The sequence below is a fragment of the Pseudoalteromonas sp. L23 genome, from assembly GCF_021728455.1.
Lineage (GTDB): Bacteria > Pseudomonadota > Gammaproteobacteria > Enterobacterales > Alteromonadaceae > Pseudoalteromonas.
In genome coordinates, this window is the sequence record NZ_JAKKCW010000003.1 from 126,114 (window position 1) to 146,748 (window position 20,635).

Below are 20,635 nucleotides of genomic sequence, written 5' to 3' on the forward strand. Positions count from 1 at the left end.
AAATGAGACAAGTTATGACAGCAAGTAAATCTTTAGTGGCGTTGGCAGTTGCCAGTGCAACGCTATCAGCCTCTGCGTTAGCCGCAGACTACAGCATTTATGGTAAAGCAGAAGTTCAAATTGCCAACACAGACAAAGGTGTGATGCGCTATACCAAAGAGGGCACACAAATTGACGCACCATTTTCAAGAATTGGTGTAAAAGGCACTCACGGCTTATCAAGTGATCTAAAACTCGTCTACAAATATGAAGTACAAGTTAAAGGTTTTGAACACGACGATACCACCGAGCCATTTTCAGCAAGAAACACCTATGTTGGCCTTGAAGGTAAATTTGGTACGGTTTTAGTGGGCAGAAACGACACGCGTTTTAAGTTTAGTGAAGGGAAAATCGATCAATTTAACGAAACCCAAAGTGATATTGCCCAAGTGCTAGCAGGCCAAGACAGAGTTGGTGATTCAATTACCTATTCTTCACCTAAATGGAACGACTTTTCTTTTTCTCTGACCTACACACCTAAAGACGACGCGAGCAACGACGAAACCGGGTTTGCAGCTACCGCAATTTATGGTGACCGAGCATTAAAAAATAAAGATTACTATGTTGCTCTGAGTCATACCGACAGTATTGGTAATTTGGTAGCTACGCGTATCGCGTTGGCTTACAAATGGCAAAAGCTACAACTTGGTGCCATCATCCAAGACAGCGAAAATCTAGCGAAAGACAAATCAGGTAATGGCTATGTGCTAAGCGCAAGTTACCAACTCGACGATAATTGGCGTCCGAAGCTACAGTTTGCCAAAGACTCAAGCGGATTACGCCACAATGAAGATGCGACTCAGTGGACGCTAGGTACAGACTATATTTTTGATAAACAAACTAACTTGTATGTAATGGCAACGCAGCTCGACCTTGAAACACAAGACGATACTAGCATCGCTGTTGGTTTAAAATATAAGTTTTAAAGGTTCAAGATAATGACAGAAGAGAATAAAAAAACGATAAAAACGCAGCTGTTTCTGTGGCTTGGTCCCTTGGTAATGTTACTGATCTGTTTGGTTGAACCACCATCTGGCATGTCGGTTGAGGCATGGAGAACCGCAGGCTTAGCGTTTTGGCTAGCCTCTTGGTGGATAACCGAAGCTGTGCCTATTCCGGCAGCTTCGTTATTACCCTTGGTTATTTCGCCTTTGGTCGGGATTGCATCTATTAAAGCTATTGCTGCACCGTTTGCGCATCCTTTGATTTATCTATTTCTGGGTGGGTTTTTGCTCTCAATCGCCATGGAAAGGTGGGGGCTGCATAAACGCATCGCGCTGAATACCATGTTGTTCGCTGGCACTAAACCGAGCATACAGATCTTAGCGATGATGGGCGTGACAGCATTTTTATCTATGTGGATGTCAAACACGGCAACGGCTGTCATGATGTTACCGATTGCACTTTCGGTTATTCACTTGGTAAAAGAGCAGGGTGGAGATAGCCAAAGCTTTGCTAAAGCGCTATTACTTTCTATCGCTTATGGTGCCAGTATTGGAGGTATTGCAACTTTAATTGGTACGCCACCAAATGCGTTAATGGCTGCTTACTTATCCGACAGTTATCAAATTGAGATTGGTTTTGCCACTTGGATGATGATTGGTGTGCCTTTGTCTTTGGTGATGCTGGCATTTGCTTGGTTCTGGTTGACCAAAGTGACTTACAAGGTTGATAAAGAAGAAATCAATGTTGATACTAAGTCGTTATTTACTTCCCAATTAAAAGCACTCGGTGAAATGTCTCGTGCGGAGAAAGGGGTTTTTGCGGTATTTATTTTAGCGGCAGTATGTTGGATCTTTAGACCGCTAATTGGTGATGTTACGGGTCTTAAATTGTCAGATACTGGCATTGCAATTGCCGCTGCACTGTTACTATTTGTTCTTCCTGCTAAGTCGGGAAGTGACGAACGTATTTTAGATTGGGAAAGCGCTGCTAAGGTGCCTTGGGGGATTTTGCTATTATTTGGCGGTGGTTTATCGCTCGCGGCACAGATCAAATCTTCAGGACTTGCCGATTACATCGCTAACTTACTTGCGGGCGCGGATGCCATGGGCTTAGTGCTTGGCGTGCTAGTTGTTGCAGCGCTTATTACGTTCTTAACGGAAATTACCAGCAATACCGCAACGGCTGCAGGCTTTTTACCTTTACTTGGACCTGTCGCTGAATCAATCACGGGCTCTCCTTTAGCTTGGGTTATCCCTGCAGCAATCGCGGCCAGTTGCGCCTTTATGATGCCTGTCGCAACACCACCAAATGCCATCGTATTTGGCTCGGGTGAGATTAAAATTAAAGACATGATCCGAGCAGGGTTTGTTTTGAACTTAGTCGCAATTGGGTTAATTACAATCGTTACCTTGACTTTGGCAAGGAGCATACTAGGGTTTTAAAGTTGCCATTCTCCACAGGCTGTGTCCATCGAAAGGCAACTCGGTCATACGCAGCCTGCCTCTATAGTAATACCAATTGTGTTAACTCTCCAACCTATTTGAAGGGCAAAATACCATATTAGCGTCGTTAAAAATTTCTCATTTAGAACAACTAAATAGCAAAATTTTTGCCTAGCTACTAAAGCTATTTTTCCGCTTCAAAATAGTTCATTTACTTAATACAATTGGTATAATACCTAGCTTTTTGAAGATAGACCCGTTGTTTTTTCCTTGCTATATTCGAATTAGACATTAGCAGGACCTGATAATGATTGAAGATAATACCAGCACTCTAATAGCCACATTTACTCAGTTAAAAAGTCGCTTTAACCAAGATCCTTACCCAGCGCTTGAAAAGCGCTTACGTTTACTAACGGAAATAAAAGCACGTATATTGCAACGGCAAGATCAATTAGTCGAGGCGGCGGATCAGGACTTTGGTACTCGGAGTCGATTCGATACTGTGATTGCAGACATCATGCCTTGCATTAATTCGATTGATTATATCGCTAAGCACCTGCGCAAATGGAGCAAAGTGCAGCATCGTTCACCCGGTGCGCAGTGGCTACCATCTAAGGCGAAAATTGAGATTGTGCCAAAAGGAGTCGTGGGCGTGATAGCCCCGTGGAATTATCCAATTCAGTTGGCGATTGTCCCCGTGATTACCGCCCTCGCCGCTGGAAACAAAGTCATGCTCAAGTTGAGCGAGTTCACTCCCAATGTGAATGCGGTGATAAGAGCCATTTTTAAAGGATTGGATAATGAAGTGTGCGTCATTGAAGGTGGACCTGATATTGCCACGACTTTTACTGAGCAGCCATTTGATCACTTGCTATTTACAGGTTCAACAGCAGTTGGCAAAAAGGTGATGGCGGCGGCGGCTAAAAATCTCACGCCGGTCACCCTAGAGTTAGGGGGGAAATCACCTGTTATTGTGCTTGATGACGCTGATATCAGCGCCGCTGCGATGAGCGTGTTAATGGGTAAGCTCTCTAATTCAGGTCAAATCTGTGTTGCACCAGATTATGTGTTAGTGCACGAAGAAAAATACGACGCATTTATTGCTGAGCTGGAACAGCACTACGAAAAAACATATAAAACAAAAGTAGGTGTAAAAAACCAAACTTCAATTATTAACGACAGGCAACTTCAGCGCTTAAACGACATTATTATTGATGCCAAAAGTAAAGGCGCAAATGTATGGCAAGCTGAGCCGGCATGCGACAATCGTCAGCTCCCTCTGCATATCATTACCCAGGTCAACAAAAGCATGAGGGTGATGCAAGAGGAGTTATTTGGAACGATTTTGCCGATACTAAAAATATCCGACTTAAATGATGCGATTAGCTACATTAGAGAAGACACCACACCGCTTGCGAGTTATTTGTTTACGCAATCTCAGGTTGCCATGAATAAAGTGTCAAAGGAGCTCGCAACGGGGACTCTAGCGATCAACGAAACCATAGTGCACGTGGTTGTTGAGTCTTTACCCTTTGGTGGCCTAGGTCACTCTGGTATGGGTCAATATCATGGCGAAGAAGGCTTTTATACCTTTAGCCACAAAAAGCCCATTCTCCAATCCAATAATACTAAATGGCGCAACAAGATGTTGCTTAGCCATTCGAAGCTGCTTACAAAGCCTTTAGAGTGGCTATTTTTGAGGAGAAAGTAGCGTTAATGTGTTGAGCGAAGCGCCATTACATATTGAGATCCAATGTACTTGAAATAAGACTTAGCCTGAAATATCACTGGTTATTTTTATGAGACTTCACAATATCGACAGATAAAAAGCTGATGCTAGAGAGAGTGCTGGCTCAGCCCAATATTCAGGCTAACACGATACAGGATGACAGTTTCAGTCAGGAAGGAGTTCACATGAATACTAAGGTTAAGTTTACAGCTGGTCGTAATATCGCCATGAAGCTGCCGCCTCATCAGTACGAGGCAACGCTTCAGTTCTACCGCGATGTCATTGGCCTCAAAGAAATAACAGAGCATGCTCCATCGGTTGGTTTTGAGTTTGGCTCCAATAATCTCTGGCTCGACAGCGTACCTGGTATCAGCCAAGCCGAAACATGGCTCGAGATTGTTACCAATGATATTGCAGCAGCGTCAGAGCTCCTCAAAGCTGCTGGCGTCGTACGCTGCGATGAAATCGAGCCGTTACCTGAAGGATTTCAGGCATTCTGGGTGTCCAGCCCTGCATCGATTATCCACCTTGTTTGCAAAGACTCAGAGTCATGGAAGTAGTAACACCTAACACGTGTGAATTTTCACTGTTCAAACCAGCAAATCAATTTTAATTTGAGAGCAGAGATCCTCATCTAACGTTGGAGGATTGATTGAGGTAGGCAACAATGCAGAATCATAGTTAAAAAGTGCTTGAAATTAAAATAGTTAATGACGAGCTGACACAAAACTGGGGCTATTAATGCTCGTTGTTTTCGCTATCTAATTCCTCACTTTCTTGCTGTTGGGCTGCGATTTTCTCACGCTCAGCTTTTGAAATATAACGAGGTTTGTTGCTTTTGTGGAGTTTAGCATTAGCACGCTTGTCTTTTTTCTTTAAGGTTTCGTAAATTTTCTTTTTGCGATTCATTTTCACAGCTCATTATGAATGAAGTGCTAGTTTACCTTAGTGTTAGCGGGTTCAACAATGATAAAAAGATTGACGTGGTTAATAATGAGCATGACTTTTACCTAGGTGTGATGGTACTAGCTCAATCTCTTAGTAAGGAAAAATAATAAGGGCCTCACATGAGACCTTTATTATTTACCACTTTACTTACTTTGTACGTGTTTCAGCTACGTATTTACCGGCTTGAATTCGCTCGTAAATACTATTTGCGAGCTCTTTCGCTTGCTCGATTTGTGAAGGGGAAAGCTGTTTTTCGTCGAGTACTCGGCTCTTTGTGGCTTCAGCATAACCATTAAATTCGGCTAACGTGTTCCATACGTACGAGCGTTCAATATTTTTCTCGACTCCTAAGCCCTGAAAATACATGAGTGCTAAATTAAACATGGCTAAGGTGTAGTTGTTTGCGGCGGCTTTTTCATACCAGTTAAGTGCGTGGCGGTAACTTTGTGGTACACCGTCACCGTTTGCATACATTAGCGCTACGTTAAATTGCGCGGCTGGCATGTTCTTGTTTGCCGCTCTGGTCATTAGCTCAACGTATTTTGAGCGGTCCTTTTTAACGCCGCGACCTTCGTCATACATGACTGCTAGCGCAAACATTGCGTCGGCTTCACCAAGTTTTACGGCCTGTTGAAATAACTCTGCAGCTTTGCGTTGATTTTTAACGACACCATAGCCGCCTTCATACATTACACCGAGTTGATAAATGCCTGGGGCGTAGTTCATTTCAGCTAAATAATTGAATTCTTGTAGTGCTTCTTCGAACCTGCCAGCATTGAGTGCATCTATGCCTTCTTCCAATCCAGCTGTTGCCAAAGGTGCTTGGCTTAAAAGTGCAATGGCGATACATGCTTTTGAAATCCTGCCTAACATCATAGACCTCCTTAAGGTAGCTATGCTAACTATGTTGTTAGTTATTCTAATGCCAGAAACACAGATTTACAAAATACAAATCTAAAATGGCAGATACTGCGTTAATATAAGGTAATAAAAACAAAAATTGAGGCTATGGGATGAAGAAATTAATAGCACTGGCGCTATGTTTACTGTGTTTGGCTGGATGTAGTCAAAGATTGGCCTATAACAACTTAGGATGGTTAGCGAGTTATTATATTTCCGATTATGTTGAGCTGACGGATGAGCAAGAGGAAAAGCTGGAGGCTGATGTAGAATCTTTGGTTGCGTGGCATCGACAGTCAGAGCTACCAAAATACAAATCTCATATCCAATCACTGTTGAAGCACTGGCAAACCATGACAGAGAGTGACATGGTGCATATGGTGTATACCACAAGGAACTATTGGTATTCCGTCGTTGAAGCCGTATATCCCAAGTTAGAAACACACCTAAATTCGCTTAACCGTGAACAGCGAGAAATGCTGATAGCCAACATAGAAAAAGAAATGTTGGACGATGACTGGGAGGAAGGAGACCAATTTAACCGCTACGAGCGTTGGCTTGGTGATTTGAGTGATAAACAAAAGGAGCTTATTAACGAATATTACGAGCAAGGCGAGTTTGCGCGTCAGGTTTGGCGTGCACATGAACAAAGACGATTTAGCCAGTTTAAACAAGCCATGATACTGAGCGGAGTCGAGCAGGTTTCACCTGAGCTGTTGCAGCAAGCGATAGTTACTACACCCACAGCGCTGCCTGAGCGCATCCTAGATATTCAAGCAAGGCGAATAAAAGAGTATGCAAATCTTGCTGTTAAACTCAAAGACACCATGAGCGACAAACAAAAGAAGCACTTTAAGGAAGAGCTCGAAGAATTACTTGAGCTCTTGGAATCATTGTAGAGATACCTAGCCAAGTAATTTAATTCTGGTTGGCTTGTTTGGTTTAGCATACTCCAAGCGATTAATACGCTTGGTACTGTGATAGCCGTCTAAACTGGAAATCGCGACACAGTCGAGCGCCTCTATATCGATATAGCCGTCCTCGAGTAGAGCGTTTTCTTCAATGTGAAGAGACTCAATTTCGCCTATTACCAGCTCGGTATCGTTGAGCTTGATGATTTGGTGCTCTTTGAGGCTAAGCCCGTATTTTAGTCTGCTTTCCTTGACGAACGGAGCTGGAAAAGCATTTAAATACTCGGAGGTTAAACCTGTTTCCTCAAATTCAGATTGATTCTTTTCATATCTGGCTGAGGTTTGATGGGCTGTCATATAAATTTGAACATTAACTTGATTAATGGTGTATTTTTCAGTCGCTAAGATATTTTCCAATGTGTGCCTAGGTACGCTATGAGGCCTAAAAATCACACCCACGAGCGCCGGGCTGGCACCGAGGTGGAAAACGGAGCTGACGATAGACAAGTTTTCTTGACCTGTCTCATCAACCGTTCCAATTAAGTTAGCGCTTTTGAAGCCTGATAGTGAATTTATCATCAATGCGCGATAACGCTCGTCTAAGGTTTTAATATCGTTACTTGAGAAGTGTTTCATGCTGTGTTCACCATTCAATTAATTTATTTTGCCAGTCAACATAGCTCACCGTACCATCAGGATGACTGTTTGCGATGATGCCACTAAGTTGATGTGCTACAAATTCCGGCGTAAAGAGTTTTTCGTCCGGGACATTGGCTTGAAAAGGTTTTGAAAGTGGCGTGTCGGTAGTACCTGGATGGAACAAAATGAGCTTAATGTTTTTTGCTCGACGCGCAAGCTCGACTGCTGCGGTTTTAAACATCATATTAAGCGCAGCCTTTGAGCTGCGGTAGCTGTACCAGCCGCCCATCTGGTTGTCACTGATGCTTCCAATACGGGCAGAGAGTGCTGTAACTACGCATGACTGCTTACCTTTTAAGACTGGCAATAAAGCTTGTAACCAAAGCATGGGGATCATGGTATTGATATTAAACAGCGCCATGCTGTATTCAAGATCAATGTCCTCAAGCTTTTTCTCTGGGAATGTATCAAACTCGTCATGGAGTAAGCCATTAAAAATGGTGACGCTTTTAATCGTTAACTCTTGCTCGAGAATACGGCTCGCAACTTGTTGAATTTGTGCTTTGGAATAATCACACTGAAAATGCAGGTTATTGGCATGTGAAGCCGCTTTAGCTTGCCTAGACACCGTGATCATTTTTACGTCGGGATTTTGTTCGGTTTGCGCTTGTATAAAGGCATCAGCGATCGCTGAACTTGCACCAATCACTATGATGGCGAAGTTAGTCACGATTGCAATCTCCACTATTTTGTATACTGCATTGATTTGGGACCAGAAGTTTAGAAATTTTCATTCTGTGCCTTGCAAAAAACAGGTAAACGCCGTCTGCAATTGTTCGGATGATGGGTAATCTTAATAATTTGATCCAGCGATGTTTGCCAACTTGACTCCAAGCCGCTGCGGTAACATCTAGTCCTAAAATAAGCTTACCTTGGTTATCATAACCATGGAGCTTTGCCATAGCCGCTTCATGCTCTATCTCAGGAAACTCGCTCGAGAAGCGATCATCATGAATATTCACAAAATCAATTTTATTGTGTTGATCGAAATGCTTAAGTTCATTCATTTCTCTCACACATAGCGGACAGTTACCATCGTAAAATACAATCATTCGCTCACTCGAATAATACTTATCTTTGTCATGTTATTACGTTAACGTCTTGAAAATAGATCGTTCGCAAATCAATTTATTCTCGGTATAGTGGAGTTCGAGTATCTTTTCATCAAGGAGATTGTATGACTGAGCAATACGCAAGCCTACGTAGTAATGTGAGCCTTTTGGGGCAGATGTTAGGGCAAATTATTCAACAAGCGCAGGGTCAAGAAACATTAGACAAAGTTGAAGAAATTAGACACCTAGCAAAATCCTCTAGAAGCGGTAATGATTCAGATAGGCAAGCGCTGATTGACACCTTACGTAGCCTAAGCGATGAAGCGCTACTTCCCGTTGCTCGCTCATTTAATCATTTCTTAAACCTGGCGAATGTCGCAGAACAATTCCACACCATTTCAAAATCAGGCTCTCCAGACGGCGTGATGATCGAAGTCGATAAGGCGCTTGATGAATTGCAAAGTAAAGTTGATGCTGGTGCGCTGACACTAAACGAAGTTGCAGATGTAATAAGCAAACTAAAAATCGATTTGGTGCTAACCGCTCACCCGACGGAAGTAACACGCAGAACCATCATCAATAAACACGTTGAGCTGAGCGAATGTTTAAAAGTGCTTGAGGTGACCTCAGGTGAGGACCCTGTCTACGATGAGGTCATTGACCGCATTGAGCAGTTGATCTCACAAGCGTGGCACACAAGCGATATTAGAGAAAAGCGACCTACGCCGCTGGATGAAGCAAAGTGGGGATTCGCGGTTATTGAAAATAGTCTTTGGGAAGCCGTGCCTAAGTTTGTTCGGTATTTCAACGCCCAAGTGAAAACGCGATTAAACTTACAACTACCAGCCAATTTTAGTCCGATTCAACTCACTTCTTGGATGGGGGGCGATAGAGACGGCAACCCGTTTGTTACTTCTCATGTGACGCAATCTGTGCTTGATCACGGCCGCTGGATGGCGCTTGATTTATATCGTCGAGATCTAGAAATTTTGGGCGCAGAACTCTCTATGAGTAATGCATCCGAAAGCTTTATAGCGCGAGCGGACGGCAGTAATGAACCTTATCGTTATGTACTAAAGCAAGTACGCGCTGAGGTAGAAGAAACCATTGCAGCATTGGAATATAAAATCAAAGGCACGCCCTCTCATTATCAGGACAAGATTAAACAGGTATCACAGATAAGAGAGCCACTAGAGGCGTGTTATCGCTCGCTGGTTGATTGTCGCATGGCTAATATTGCCGACGGTTTGTTGTTAGATGTATTAAGGCGAATTGACTGTTTTGGCGTGTCTTTATGTAAGTTAGATATTCGCCAAGATTCCGCCAGACATACCGAAGTGTTTTCTGAATTAACACGCTATTTGGGTCTTGGTGATTATGCTCAGTGGCAAGAAGCAGACAAGCAAGCTTTCTTATTAACCGAGCTAAGCTCGAGACGACCGTTACTGCCACGTCATTGGCAACCCTCTTCCAATGTCCAAGAGGTGCTAGAGACATTTGCAACGATTGCGGATCAAGACCAAAACGCACTCGGCATTTACATTATCTCGATGGCGCAAAGTGCCTCTGATATTCTTGCTGTGCATTTATTACTCCAAGAAAGCGGGTGTAAATTCAACTTACCGGTAGCCCCGCTATTTGAAACACTGGATGATTTAAACAATGCGCAATCAGTGATCAGCGGGTTATTTGAGAACACTTGGTATAAAGGCACGATTGGTGCCAAGCAATATGTCATGATCGGCTATTCCGACTCTGCAAAAGACGCAGGGATGATGGCGGCAGGATGGGCGCAGTATGATGCAATGGAAAAGCTGGTTAACCTTGCTGATGCGAAGGGCGTTGAGCTGGTCCTTTTCCATGGCCGTGGAGGTACGATTGGTCGAGGGGGGGCGCCTGCTGCACAAGCGCTGAGATCTCAGCCTCCTGGTTCGCTAAAAAGTGGCTTGCGAGTGACCGAGCAAGGCGAAATGATCCGCTTTAAATTTGGTTTACCTAAAGTCGCGATGCAAAGTCTATCTATTTATACCAGTGCGATTTTACAAAGTAATTTGTTGCCGCCCCCTCGACCCGAACCTAAATGGGTAGAGGTTATGGAGACGATTAGTGAAGCTTCCTGCAAAAAGTATCGCAGTATTGTTCGAGAGAACCCTGAGTTTGTGCCTTACTTTAGAATGGCAACGCCAGAACAAGAGCTGTCTAAATTACCGCTAGGCTCGAGGCCTTCTAAACGAAATCCAAACGGCGGAGTAGAGAGTTTGAGGGCTATTCCATGGATTTTCGCATGGAGTCAAAACCGCTTGATGTTGCCTGCTTGGCTAGGGGCGAAAGAAGGTCTTGAAGCTGCCGTAGAAACGTTTGGTAAAGATATGCTGCAAGAAATGAGCGCAAAGTGGCCATTTTTTAGAACCCGTTTAGAAATGCTCGAAATGGTATTCTGTAAAGCCGACCTTTGGCTCAGCGAGATGTATGATGCAAGTTTAGTTAGTGACGAGTATATAGGCCTAGGGGATGAGTTAAGAGACAACTTACAACAGGCCATCGAGCTTATTCGCGGCCTTGCGCCAGAGTCGTCGCTGTTGTCACAGCAACCTTGGATCAAAGAATCAATCGGGCTGAGAAACCCGTATACCGATCCTCTAAACTTGTTACAAATAGAACTGTTAAAGCGTGTGCGTGAAGAAACCAATCACGATTTGGAACTGGCACTTATGATCACGATGACAGGGATTGCGGCGGGGATGCGCAACACGGGTTAGTGCAACAATTTGAATAATCTATTTTTGTAAAATTTTACATTTATAAGCATAATAGCTACAAAACCAATCCCAATGGATTGGTTTTTTTATTTTGATTGGTTTTTTATTAGTATATTTATTGACAGTAATTCTCATTGATTTAAAATGCGCGGCTGGTTTTACCAGTCGTTTTATTTGTTTTATTCAAGAATTGTCGGTTGATAGGTCTACGATACATGCACAAAATATCTACTAGCGTCACATTTGATGAGTGTAATGATCTGATTATGATGAAGATCAGAGGAATTGCGAATGCAAACGATGTGGTCTCGGCATACGAGAAAGCCAATCTATACGCAAAAAAGCATAATAGTAGCAAAGTATTAGTAGATGTGAGTGAACTTGAACACCGCTTCGCCGCAATTGATATTGTGAACATAATGCCAAAAGTTGCGCACAATATTGGCAATTTACATATTGCACGCGTCGTTGGTTTTGAAGGTTATATGCATGATCTTTTTCTACAGAAAATTAAGCGTTTTAATATCAGCGCTGAAAACTTTGAGTGTTTTAAATCTGCAAGAGAATGGTTGAGTCGGCTGTAACTCTTGCGTAAACTATCCTGCCATAGATAAACATGACAACAATATGGCAAAGATAGAACCATCAATAAAAAGTGCGTTAACGCAATACGCCATCGCCCATCGTGGAATATTTAGTTATTCCCAGCTATTACAATATCAAAACCGCTTTCACTTATCTCGATCTGAGCTTGAGGCTGCTTTACTTGAAGTTGCGGCTGAGTTTGCAACGCCTCCGATTTCACAATTTTATGTTGGTGCCATTGCTTGGGATGATAAATCTCAACAAGCGTTTTTAGGCGCGAATTTAGAATTTTCGCATCAAGCGCTTTCTTTGGTTGTTCATGCCGAGCAAGCGGCAATTAACAATGCGTGGTTAAATGGTGCCACGGAAATCTCTAAAATGACGATCAATGCCGCGCCTTGCGGATTTTGTCGTCAATTTATGAATGAGCTAAGCACCGCTAAGGAGCTTGAAATTTTATTGCCGACAGGCAGAACCTCGTTGTGTGATTTGCTGCCGACTTCGTTTGGTCCGGACGATCTGGGCAACAGTGAAAAACTCTTTTCTCAAGTGCAACATCTTGCTGCGAATGAAACATCGCCTGCATCAATCAGTGCGGCGCTTTATCAGCATTATCTGCACGCTTATTGCCCCTACACACACAACCAAAGTGCGGTGGAAATTAAACTAGACACTGGTGAGTGCTTTTATGGGCGTTATGCTGAAAATGCGGCTTATAACCCAAGCTTATCGCCATTACAAAGTGCACTAAGTCAATTAGCTATGTCGGGTAAAGTATTATCTGAGGTAAATGTCGTAGAGATCACTTTGCTAGAAAAGCAGGGCAGTGCTAATCAGTTGCAAGTAAGCTTAGCGGTTTTAAAGGCATACAATGCCGAGCATTTGCTTACACATATAGAGATTGAGTAACCACTCAATCTCTACGATTACTGCTACTACTTCGAAAGTAACAGTTCAGCTGCTTTTAAAACTGCAGTGACAGCTTTCTTTTCAACAGCTTGATGGTCGACATTAGGAATTTCTTGGCGTGTTCTGTTTACCAATACGCCTGCAAGACAAGCTGCCTTCAATCCAAGTGCTGCACACATGGTAAATAACGTCGCAGATTCCATCTCATAGTTCATCACATTAAGCTTTTGCCATTCTGCACACGAACCTTGATACGCTTTTCTGACGTAGCCTGAGTATGTGTCGTAACGTTCTTGCCCTGGGTAGAAAGTATCGCTAGACGCAGTGATCCCAACATGGTGAGTAATGCCCAACGATTCACAGGCTTGTACCATTGCTGAAGTGGTATGAAAATCAGACACAGCAGGAAACTCGATAGGCGCAAAATGCTGGCTAGCGCCATCTAAACGCACTGATGCCGTGCTCACCAAAATATCACCTTCATCGATATGTGGTTGAATGGCACCAGTCGTACCTATGCGTAAAAAGGTAGTGATACCAAGCTGTGCTAATTCTTCAACGGCGATTGACGTAGATGGGCCGCCTATGCCAGTTGAGCAAATTACCACAGGACTTTCATTTAAAAAGCCAAGGTAAATATGAAATTCGCGAGTTTGTGCTAAGCAGACTGGAGAGTCGAGATATTCAGAAATGCGTTTTGAGCGCTCGGGATCACCCGGAACAATTGCTAGTGAAGCGCCTTGTAGGTCGGCTTTCGTAAGACCTAAGTGAAATACCTTTTCCATAGTAAACCTTAGTTATAATTAAAGCGTAATGTTTATAGTTAACGCCTATCAAGTACAGGACAGATGTCCTATTTAAGTGTGGCGTGTTTAAATTATACCAATCGTATTAAGTAAATGAGCTATTTTGAAGCGGGAAATAATATTAGTAGCACCGCTCTCGCGTCCTGCTACCACTTTGGCAACTAAATCCATATAGGCAAGGCAAAAATTTTGCTATTTAGTTGTTCTAAATAAGAAATTTTTAACGAAGCTTGTATGATATTTTACCCGTTAAATTGGTTAGAGAATTAACGCAGTTGGTATTATAGCTCAGGATAGCTTGCGGGATTGTCGATGTTCCACTAAACCTTAACATGAGAGCAACAATGAGGAATGGTTATGCCTGCTACACATTCTATAAATAAAGATAACGAATTTGCGCGTTGCTTTGAATGCAACAAAGTTCCAACCTTGGCACCGTTTCACTGGCTTGCATTAGCATTTAAAGATATTGCGAATGCACCATTACTTAGCCTAGTGTATGGACTTATTTTTACCCTAATACCTGCTTTTATCATGTGGTTAGTGTACCAATCAGGTACCCACTTGGTAATTCTGCCTGCCGCTGTCGCCTTTGCACTTATTGGACCTGCTTTCGCAGCTGGCTTGTATGATGTTGCGTGGGAGTTGGAAAAGGGCCATAAACCAACGTTAACGCATAGTCTTAAATCAATGTTTCGTAATCCCGCTGGCGAGTGGGGTTTTGCGGTGTTACTGATGGTCATTATGATTGTTTGGATGCGCTTAGCGGCGCTTATCCATGCATTATATCCAAATGTTCCGAATCCTACGTTTGAACAGCTTTCGGCATTTTTAGCACTCGGCTCGATAGTGGGAGGCATTTTATTGGTGTGTGTATTTGCAATCTCAGCGTTTACGCCACAAATAATGATGGAGCGCCGAGTGGATATTATGACTGCGGTAATAAGCTCAATGCATGCTGTGAAAGAAAATGTCGGCGCTATGGTGGTATGGTGTGGGATCTTAGTGTTCTTGGTGATGCTTGGGTTTGCAACTGGAACGGCTGGGTTTATCGTTATTATGCCGCTGCTAGCGTACGCAAGTTGGCATGGCTATATCGCTGTAATTAAAACAAAAGTGCCACGCCACTACGAATAACTAAACACCCTCTATGAATAAACAACCGTAGCATCAATGAGCATTGTTGGTACTGCGGTTGACTTCTTATTTGAACCTGTTATATGTGCTGCAACAACGACCTAATGAACAGTCAATGTCTTTCGAAAACGAAGTTAGAGATCAAGCAAGTCTTTTGATTTATAAGGATTTTTATTTTTAATTTGTCGTTTTTACTCATTTTAAGCCAATCGTATTTTGAGTGTTTCGCAATATATAAAGCGCAATAGGGAAGATTTTTCTGGGTCGCATGATTATGCATATAAGAGGGGATAGCGATGTCTGAGAGCAAAAAACAATTCCATAAAAAACTTGAGCACTGTTTATGCCCACCGGGAGATGGTGTGTTTACAGTAAACACAGCGAAAGAAAGAAAAGACGCGCTAAGACAAAAGCTATATGGACAAACAGAAGGAGTCGATACTTTATGGAAAGCGTCACTGGAGAAATTGGGCGAAAGTGAACATAAAGCGGCAATTCTTGGGATCAGTTCAGATTGTGGCGGTGGTATTTTACGCGGCGCCAACTGGGGCCCGTTATTTTTGCGTTCGACATTAATAGAGCAACAGCCGCAAACGAGCGCGTTTGACCTTGGCGATGTGCGTGTTATTCCACATTTACTACACGACAAATATTTAAACGAGAGCACGATCAGTAACTGTCAAAAGGCACTTTATGCTGACCCTGAGAGCGAATATTACGTGTCACCATTATCTATTACAGAAGATGTGTGCGATGGCTTTTACGAAAATTACCCAAATAAAGGTGTGTTCGGTATTGGTGGTGACCACTCAATCAGCTACCCGTTAACAAAAGCGTATCTTAAAGCAAAGCGTGCTCGTGGTGTAAAAACAGCGATTATCCATTTTGATGCTCACACGGATTTACTTGTTGAGCGCTTAGGTATCGATTTATGCTTCGGCTCTTGGTGTACGCATATCCTAGAGTTTTTACCTGCACCCCATCACTTAGTGCAATTTGGGATCCGCTCTAGTGGCAAACCCAAATCTCATTGGGAGTCTACATTCGGCGTTAAGCAGCATTGGGCTCATGAGATCAGAGAACGTGGTGCACAAGTGATAGTTGATGAGGTTATTGCGCAGTTAAAGGCTGATGATGTTGAAGAGCTTTATGTCAGCTTCGATATTGACGCACTTGATGAAGAGTTTGCTTCTGCAACGGGCACTCCAGAGGCAGGCGGTATGACTCCAGACGAAGCGATGTTAATTCTACAAGCTCTGCGTGGTGAGTTTAAAATCACAGGTGCAGACATGATGGAAATAGCCCCATTTACCGACAGCTCTCTTGTTGGACAAACGAGCTCAGAAACCACGCTTAAAGAAGGCGCTAAGCTGAGTGCGTTTTTAATTGATGCTATCAACAATAGCTAAAGCAACTAAATAACCAAACAGCACTGTGATAGGCGGAGGCATCTTTGTCTATCACTCATTCACTTCAATAAGTTACCCATAACCCGCATTCACAAGCAGCTATTCTATCTCTTTAAAAATTGCTCAACCTTTAAGTTAAGACTATATTATTCAAGTAGCTATGGGGAGAGTTTCATGAAGGGTGCATACTCTTTTGGTCTTTGTATTTTACTGATGAGTTTCAGTGCGCTTGCCTATACGCTAAATATTGTCACTGAGAACTTTCCTGACTTCCAATACCTTAATGAAAAAGGGGAGCTAATTGGGCGTTCAGCGGATAAAGTTAGGGCAGTGCTTGATGACTCTGGCGTTGATTACACCATCAACGTACTTTCATGGCCTGCAGCCTATAATGCCGCATTAAGAAAAGAAGATACCTGTGTGTTTTCAACAGCCAGAAATACCATTCGCGAAAATGAGTTTACTTGGGTATTTCCCATTGATACGTTTACCACCTCTTTTTATGCGCTACGTGAAAGCAAAATCAAGCTGAATAAATTAGAAGATGCGCAAGCCTATCGAACAGCGGTGATCCGAGACAATTTTAGCCACCAATTTTTAATGGAACATGGTTTTCAAGAAGGAAAGCAGCTAATCCTGATTAATTCTTTTGATAAGGTTTTTGAGCTACTCAAGACGCGCAAAGACTTTGTTGATTTGGTGATATTAAGCGATGCTCAGTTTAGGTTTCGAAGTGCAAAAGAGCAAACGGCTCAATTACTTGAGCCGGTATATACATTAGATCAGTTTAATACGTCTCTTTATCTAGCCTGTAATAAAAATGTTCCCAAGCATATTCTTGATAAGCTTGAGGAGACTTACAACGTGCTTTATGTAGCCAAATAAACTTAGAGAAAACGGGTTATTTTTTTATATCAGGCCACTGAAAGCCGTGGAAGGTATCTAGATACAGTTGCTCCACTTTGCTTCTTGCCCAAGGTGTGCGACGCAAAAACTTGAGACTAGATTTAACGCTTGGATTATCTTTGAAGCAGTTGATATCTACGGCGGCTGCCATTTCTTTCCAGCCTAGCTGCTGTTCAAGTTTTACAATAATTTCTTCTAACTTGATACCGTGAAGGGGGTTATTTGCTTGGGTTGTCATCTTCTACTTCTATATAACTTTAGATATTACGCCTAGTTTACCCTAATTTTATCCGAAATTTCAGGTCTAATTGGTGCCCCAGACGCGTCAGCCTTTACCCACACAAGTTTGCCATTGTCTTCGTTGTACTTTTTCGTTGCACAGACAAACAGCATGTCAAACTGTAGCAATAGTGCGCCTTCGCTATATGACTTTCCTTCATACCAACAGACTTGCTTTGGTATTTCTCCATATAACCTTAAATCAGCGGGCGTTGTAGCCAAAACAGGCAGTGAGATCAAATTAACAGCGATTAAACAAATTAAAAACTTCATCAAATTTGGGTTTTTGAACTAGAGTGTTAAATGACTATAGAAGAATAAGGAAAAATGACAATGGCATTAGACCAAAAATTGTTGGATGAGTTGACCTTACTAGCTAGATTTCCAAGACATAGTTTGCATCAGGGGATAAAAATTCATAGCAGCGCGCCTGAAGGTATACAAGGTGCCGCGATGCGGCTATTTGAAAAAGGGGTCATTGACAGCCCCGATGGGGGTTATTTGACTGATCTTGGTCACGACCTTATTGGCCATTTTGATCATGTCTATAGCGCGTTGAAATAACAAACGTTCGTTTGATTGAAAGAGTGATATGCTTAGCATGTCACTCTTTTTAGTTGGCTTATCGTTTACTAGCCTTATTGTGCGTCTAATTGATTTTCAGGCGCCGCATCAGAAAACGCATCAAGCGTATTACAATATTCGTACACTCGACTGATCTTAGGAAATGCAGTCATATCAACTTTAAAACGCAGGGCATTAAACACTTGTGGTACTAAACAAACATCCGCAAGTGTGGGCTCCGTGCCAAAGCAAAATTGACCGTCGCCTATCATAGGCTCGAGCTTTTTAAAGCCTTCGATAACCCAATGGCGATACCACTCATTTTTTTGCTCATTAGATGCACCTAGCTCACTTGAGAGATATTTAAGTACACGCAAGTTATCGATAGGGTGGATATCACAGGCGATGGCGTAGCAAAAGTTTCTTACCTGCGCTTTTTGCCAAGGATCTTGTGGTAGCAATGCTTGGCCTGTTTGGGTTTCTTCTAGCCACTCTAATATCGCTAAAGATTGTGCAAGAACGCCATGCTCAGTTTCAAGAGCCGGTAGCAATCCTTGACCATTTTTACTTAAATATGCCTCGCCGTTTTGCTCCGATTTAAGCAAGTTTACTGGGACTAACTCGTGGTCTAATCCTTTAAGATTTAAAGCAATACGCACACGATAGGCTGCAGATGAGCGAAAATAAGTATAGAGTTTCAACATAATCTTTATGCTCCTTTAAAGTACTTTTTAATGCCTTTCCAGCAATCAGCATAGTTAGGCTGACGTGCTTTGCCTTCTAAAGCATACTTAGTTGGAGAGATAATGTAACGTGACTCAAACATAAACGCGAGTGTGTTTTCATAGCGCTGTGGTGCAAGCTCTGCGTTGCTCGCCTTTTCAAATACATCAGCTTCTGGCCCATGAGGAGACATACAGTTGTGTAGACTCATGCCACCTGGCACAAAACCATGTTCTTTGGCGTCGTATACCCCTTCAATTAAGCCCATAAACTCACTCATGATATTACGGTGATAATAAGGCGGACGGAATGTATTTTCTGCCACCATCCAGCGCGGTGGGAAGATCACAAAGTCTACGTTTGCAACACCAGGTGTGCCTGATGGAGAAGTCAGTACAGTAAAGATTGACGGATCTGGGTGATCAAAGCTTACGGTGTTCATTACGTTAAATCGTGCTAAATCATATTTGTATGGGGCGCTATTACCTGTCCATGCAACCACATCAAGTGGTGAGTGGCCAATCTCACAGCGGAACAAATTACCATTAAACTTTGCAACGAGTTCAAAATCACCTTCTTTGTCCTCAAAGGCGGCAACCGGGTATTGAAAGTCACGTTCGTTGGTATAGCCATTCGCCCCAACAGGGCCTCGCTCAGGCAATATATAAGGGTGTCCGTAGTTTTCACAAATATAACCACGCACCGTATCGCTTAAAAGCTCTACACTGAATTTGATACCTCGAGGGATAACGGCAATCTCACCTGGTTTAATTGCGAGTTTTCCGCACTCTGTGTGTAAAATGAGTTCGCCTTGCTGTGGGACGAATAACAGCTCGCCATCCGCATTATAGAAGTAGCGACCTTCCATTGATGCGTTAGCAACATATACATGAATACCAATCCCGCTTTGGCCATTGGCACTGCCGTTAGCTGCCATCGTTACTAAGCCATCGATAAAGTCTGTTTTTTCGTGTGGTATATCGATAGGGTTCCAGCGCAACATGGAAGGGGGGGTAACGGCTTCAGTTATTGGTGCCGTGCGTAATAGGCCATTATCCATCGCTTCATATTCACCTTGTAAAACAGAAGGGCGAATACGGTAGAACCAATTTCTACGATTATCAGCACGAGGCGCTGTAAAAGCGGTGGTGTTATATTGCTCCGCATAAAGGTCGTATTTTACTTTTTGCGGTGAAAACTGACCAATAGGCAAAGCGCCCGGCAGTGCTTCACTTTCAAATTGATTACCAAATCCAGTTAAATATTGAAGTTCTTGGCTCATGTGTCTCGACTCCTTTGTGTTTTATAGTAAGATACTCTCATGTGAGAGTATTTTCAATGTTTGTCATCTAGTCGCTCTGTAAAGTAATAGTGACAGTTGGGAGTGTGAAATAATGTCTAAAAATAATGGAAAGCTGCTGAATATAAACGATTTTTTGCCGTATCAGCTCGTTTCACTGTCAACAAAAGTGAGCAATGACTTTGCGCACGTCTACGAACAAAAGGGGGAATTAACGCAGCCACAATGGCGAGTATTATCTCACGCAATACAGACGGAGGGGCTTACTGCAAAGCACATATGCGAATTGGCAAGCATGGATAAATCAACCGTCTCAAGAGCAATTAAGCAGTTACAAGACAGAGAGTTGATCGAGATGTTAGTGAGTCCAAGTGATAAACGTGCAAAAACTATTGCGGTGACAGAGCAAGGAAGAGTGCTTTATCAAGCATTAACGCCGCTTGCATTGGCATGGGAAGCTGAGTTACTTAGTTGTTTTAGCGATGAGCAGAAAGAAAATTTTATTGGGCTGTTAATGACGCTTCAAAATAGACTAGCAAACTGTGATACCAGCAATGCTGATTAATGAAAAAAGACCAACGATCGTTGGCCTT

Annotated in this window: 23 protein-coding genes; 13 read left to right on the forward strand and 10 right to left on the reverse strand. The window is 42.7% G+C overall.

Features of this window, described 5'->3' with window-relative positions; genetic code table 11:
* Window positions 1-14: 14 nt before the first annotated feature.
* The 4 genes from L3V43_RS07170 (at window position 15) to L3V43_RS07185 (ending at window position 4,715) form a co-directional block, all read left to right on the forward strand.
* Window positions 15-965: a porin gene (locus L3V43_RS07170; RefSeq protein WP_237116334.1), complete on the forward strand. Its 951-nt coding sequence runs from the start codon at window positions 15-17 to the stop codon at window positions 963-965.
* A 12-nt stretch (window positions 966-977) separates the two neighbouring features.
* The gene (locus tag L3V43_RS07175) at window positions 978-2,426 is read left to right on the forward strand and encodes an SLC13 family permease (RefSeq protein WP_237116333.1); all 1,449 of its coding nucleotides are present in this window, start codon (window positions 978-980) and stop codon (window positions 2,424-2,426) included.
* A gap of 307 nt (window positions 2,427-2,733) precedes the next feature.
* Entirely contained in the window at window positions 2,734-4,137 is a 1,404-nt protein-coding gene (locus L3V43_RS07180) for a coniferyl aldehyde dehydrogenase (protein ID WP_237116332.1), read from the forward strand.
* A gap of 203 nt (window positions 4,138-4,340) precedes the next feature.
* Window positions 4,341-4,715: a hypothetical protein gene (locus tag L3V43_RS07185; RefSeq protein WP_237116331.1), complete on the forward strand. Its 375-nt coding sequence runs from the start codon at window positions 4,341-4,343 to the stop codon at window positions 4,713-4,715.
* A 178-nt stretch (window positions 4,716-4,893) separates the two neighbouring features.
* Here the strand turns inward: L3V43_RS07185 and L3V43_RS07190 are convergent, their stop codons facing one another.
* Window positions 4,894-5,064: a DUF2986 domain-containing protein gene (locus L3V43_RS07190; RefSeq protein WP_010605321.1), complete on the reverse strand. Its 171-nt coding sequence runs from the start codon at window positions 5,062-5,064 to the stop codon at window positions 4,894-4,896.
* Window positions 5,065-5,250: 186 nt separating this feature from the next.
* Window positions 5,251-5,976: a tetratricopeptide repeat protein gene (locus L3V43_RS07195; RefSeq protein WP_010605322.1), complete on the reverse strand. Its 726-nt coding sequence runs from the start codon at window positions 5,974-5,976 to the stop codon at window positions 5,251-5,253.
* Window positions 5,977-6,116: 140 nt separating this feature from the next.
* Here L3V43_RS07195 and L3V43_RS07200 point away from each other — a divergent pair, with 140 nt between their 5' ends.
* Complete coding sequence (locus L3V43_RS07200; RefSeq protein WP_237116330.1) at window positions 6,117-6,902, forward strand: DUF6279 family lipoprotein; 786 nt, start codon at window positions 6,117-6,119, stop codon at window positions 6,900-6,902.
* Between the two features lie 6 nt (window positions 6,903-6,908).
* On the opposite strand, the gene L3V43_RS07205 is transcribed toward L3V43_RS07200, so the two are convergent.
* From L3V43_RS07205 to L3V43_RS07215, 3 genes are read right to left on the reverse strand one after another with little or no spacing between them, the layout of a single operon-like run.
* Window positions 6,909-7,550 (reverse strand): flavin reductase, encoded by a 642-nt coding sequence (locus L3V43_RS07205; protein ID WP_237116329.1) that lies wholly within the window; start codon window positions 7,548-7,550, stop codon window positions 6,909-6,911.
* A gap of 7 nt (window positions 7,551-7,557) precedes the next feature.
* Window positions 7,558-8,283 (reverse strand): SDR family NAD(P)-dependent oxidoreductase, encoded by a 726-nt coding sequence (locus L3V43_RS07210; RefSeq protein WP_010605325.1) that lies wholly within the window; start codon window positions 8,281-8,283, stop codon window positions 7,558-7,560.
* Entirely contained in the window at window positions 8,276-8,665 is a 390-nt protein-coding gene (locus tag L3V43_RS07215) for a DUF393 domain-containing protein (protein WP_010605326.1), read from the reverse strand. The genes L3V43_RS07210 and L3V43_RS07215 overlap by 8 nt, the downstream gene beginning before the upstream one ends.
* Before the next feature lie 125 nt (window positions 8,666-8,790).
* Between L3V43_RS07215 and ppc the strand changes: the two genes are divergently transcribed.
* The 3 genes from ppc (at window position 8,791) to cdd (ending at window position 12,918) form a co-directional block, all read left to right on the forward strand.
* Window positions 8,791-11,424: a phosphoenolpyruvate carboxylase gene (ppc, locus tag L3V43_RS07220; protein WP_206471938.1), complete on the forward strand. Its 2,634-nt coding sequence runs from the start codon at window positions 8,791-8,793 to the stop codon at window positions 11,422-11,424.
* Between the two features lie 215 nt (window positions 11,425-11,639).
* Complete coding sequence (locus L3V43_RS07225; RefSeq protein ID WP_010605328.1) at window positions 11,640-12,008, forward strand: hypothetical protein; 369 nt, start codon at window positions 11,640-11,642, stop codon at window positions 12,006-12,008.
* Window positions 12,009-12,051: 43 nt separating this feature from the next.
* On the forward strand, window positions 12,052-12,918 hold the full coding sequence (cdd, locus tag L3V43_RS07230) for a cytidine deaminase (protein WP_237116328.1): 867 nt from the start codon (window positions 12,052-12,054) through the stop codon (window positions 12,916-12,918).
* A 26-nt stretch (window positions 12,919-12,944) separates the two neighbouring features.
* On the opposite strand, the gene udp is transcribed toward cdd, so the two are convergent.
* The gene (gene udp, locus L3V43_RS07235) at window positions 12,945-13,703 is read right to left on the reverse strand and encodes a uridine phosphorylase (protein ID WP_010605330.1); all 759 of its coding nucleotides are present in this window, start codon (window positions 13,701-13,703) and stop codon (window positions 12,945-12,947) included.
* Window positions 13,704-14,081: 378 nt separating this feature from the next.
* Between udp and L3V43_RS07240 the strand changes: the two genes are divergently transcribed.
* The 3 genes from L3V43_RS07240 (at window position 14,082) to L3V43_RS07250 (ending at window position 17,155) form a co-directional block, all read left to right on the forward strand.
* A complete protein-coding gene (locus tag L3V43_RS07240; protein WP_010605331.1) occupies window positions 14,082-14,861 on the forward strand; it encodes a DUF2189 domain-containing protein in 780 nt (259 codons plus the stop codon).
* Between the two features lie 296 nt (window positions 14,862-15,157).
* A complete protein-coding gene (locus L3V43_RS07245) occupies window positions 15,158-16,270 on the forward strand; it encodes an arginase family protein (RefSeq protein ID WP_010605332.1) in 1,113 nt (370 codons plus the stop codon).
* A gap of 174 nt (window positions 16,271-16,444) precedes the next feature.
* Window positions 16,445-17,155 (forward strand): transporter substrate-binding domain-containing protein, encoded by a 711-nt coding sequence (locus L3V43_RS07250; RefSeq protein WP_237116327.1) that lies wholly within the window; start codon window positions 16,445-16,447, stop codon window positions 17,153-17,155.
* Between the two features lie 16 nt (window positions 17,156-17,171).
* On the opposite strand, the gene L3V43_RS07255 is transcribed toward L3V43_RS07250, so the two are convergent.
* Window positions 17,172-17,414 (reverse strand): VF530 family protein, encoded by a 243-nt coding sequence (locus tag L3V43_RS07255; protein ID WP_235367381.1) that lies wholly within the window; start codon window positions 17,412-17,414, stop codon window positions 17,172-17,174.
* Window positions 17,415-17,446: 32 nt separating this feature from the next.
* Window positions 17,447-17,728 carry a DUF1496 domain-containing protein gene (locus L3V43_RS07260; RefSeq protein WP_099028603.1) on the reverse strand — a complete coding sequence of 94 codons (282 nt, stop codon included), beginning with the start codon at window positions 17,726-17,728 and terminating at the stop codon, window positions 17,447-17,449.
* Between the two features lie 60 nt (window positions 17,729-17,788).
* Here L3V43_RS07260 and L3V43_RS07265 point away from each other — a divergent pair, with 60 nt between their 5' ends.
* The gene (locus L3V43_RS07265; protein ID WP_010373121.1) at window positions 17,789-18,019 is read left to right on the forward strand and encodes a TIGR02647 family protein; all 231 of its coding nucleotides are present in this window, start codon (window positions 17,789-17,791) and stop codon (window positions 18,017-18,019) included.
* 74 nt (window positions 18,020-18,093) lie between these two features.
* Here the strand turns inward: L3V43_RS07265 and maiA are convergent, their stop codons facing one another.
* Together maiA and hmgA are read right to left on the reverse strand one after the other, a co-directional pair.
* Window positions 18,094-18,720 (reverse strand): maleylacetoacetate isomerase, encoded by a 627-nt coding sequence (gene maiA, locus L3V43_RS07270; RefSeq protein WP_237116396.1) that lies wholly within the window; start codon window positions 18,718-18,720, stop codon window positions 18,094-18,096.
* A gap of 8 nt (window positions 18,721-18,728) precedes the next feature.
* Complete coding sequence (hmgA, locus tag L3V43_RS07275) at window positions 18,729-20,024, reverse strand: homogentisate 1,2-dioxygenase (RefSeq protein ID WP_235367379.1); 1,296 nt, start codon at window positions 20,022-20,024, stop codon at window positions 18,729-18,731.
* Window positions 20,025-20,136: 112 nt separating this feature from the next.
* Between hmgA and L3V43_RS07280 the strand changes: the two genes are divergently transcribed.
* Complete coding sequence (locus tag L3V43_RS07280; protein WP_235367378.1) at window positions 20,137-20,607, forward strand: MarR family transcriptional regulator; 471 nt, start codon at window positions 20,137-20,139, stop codon at window positions 20,605-20,607.
* Window positions 20,608-20,635 lie beyond the last annotated feature (28 nt).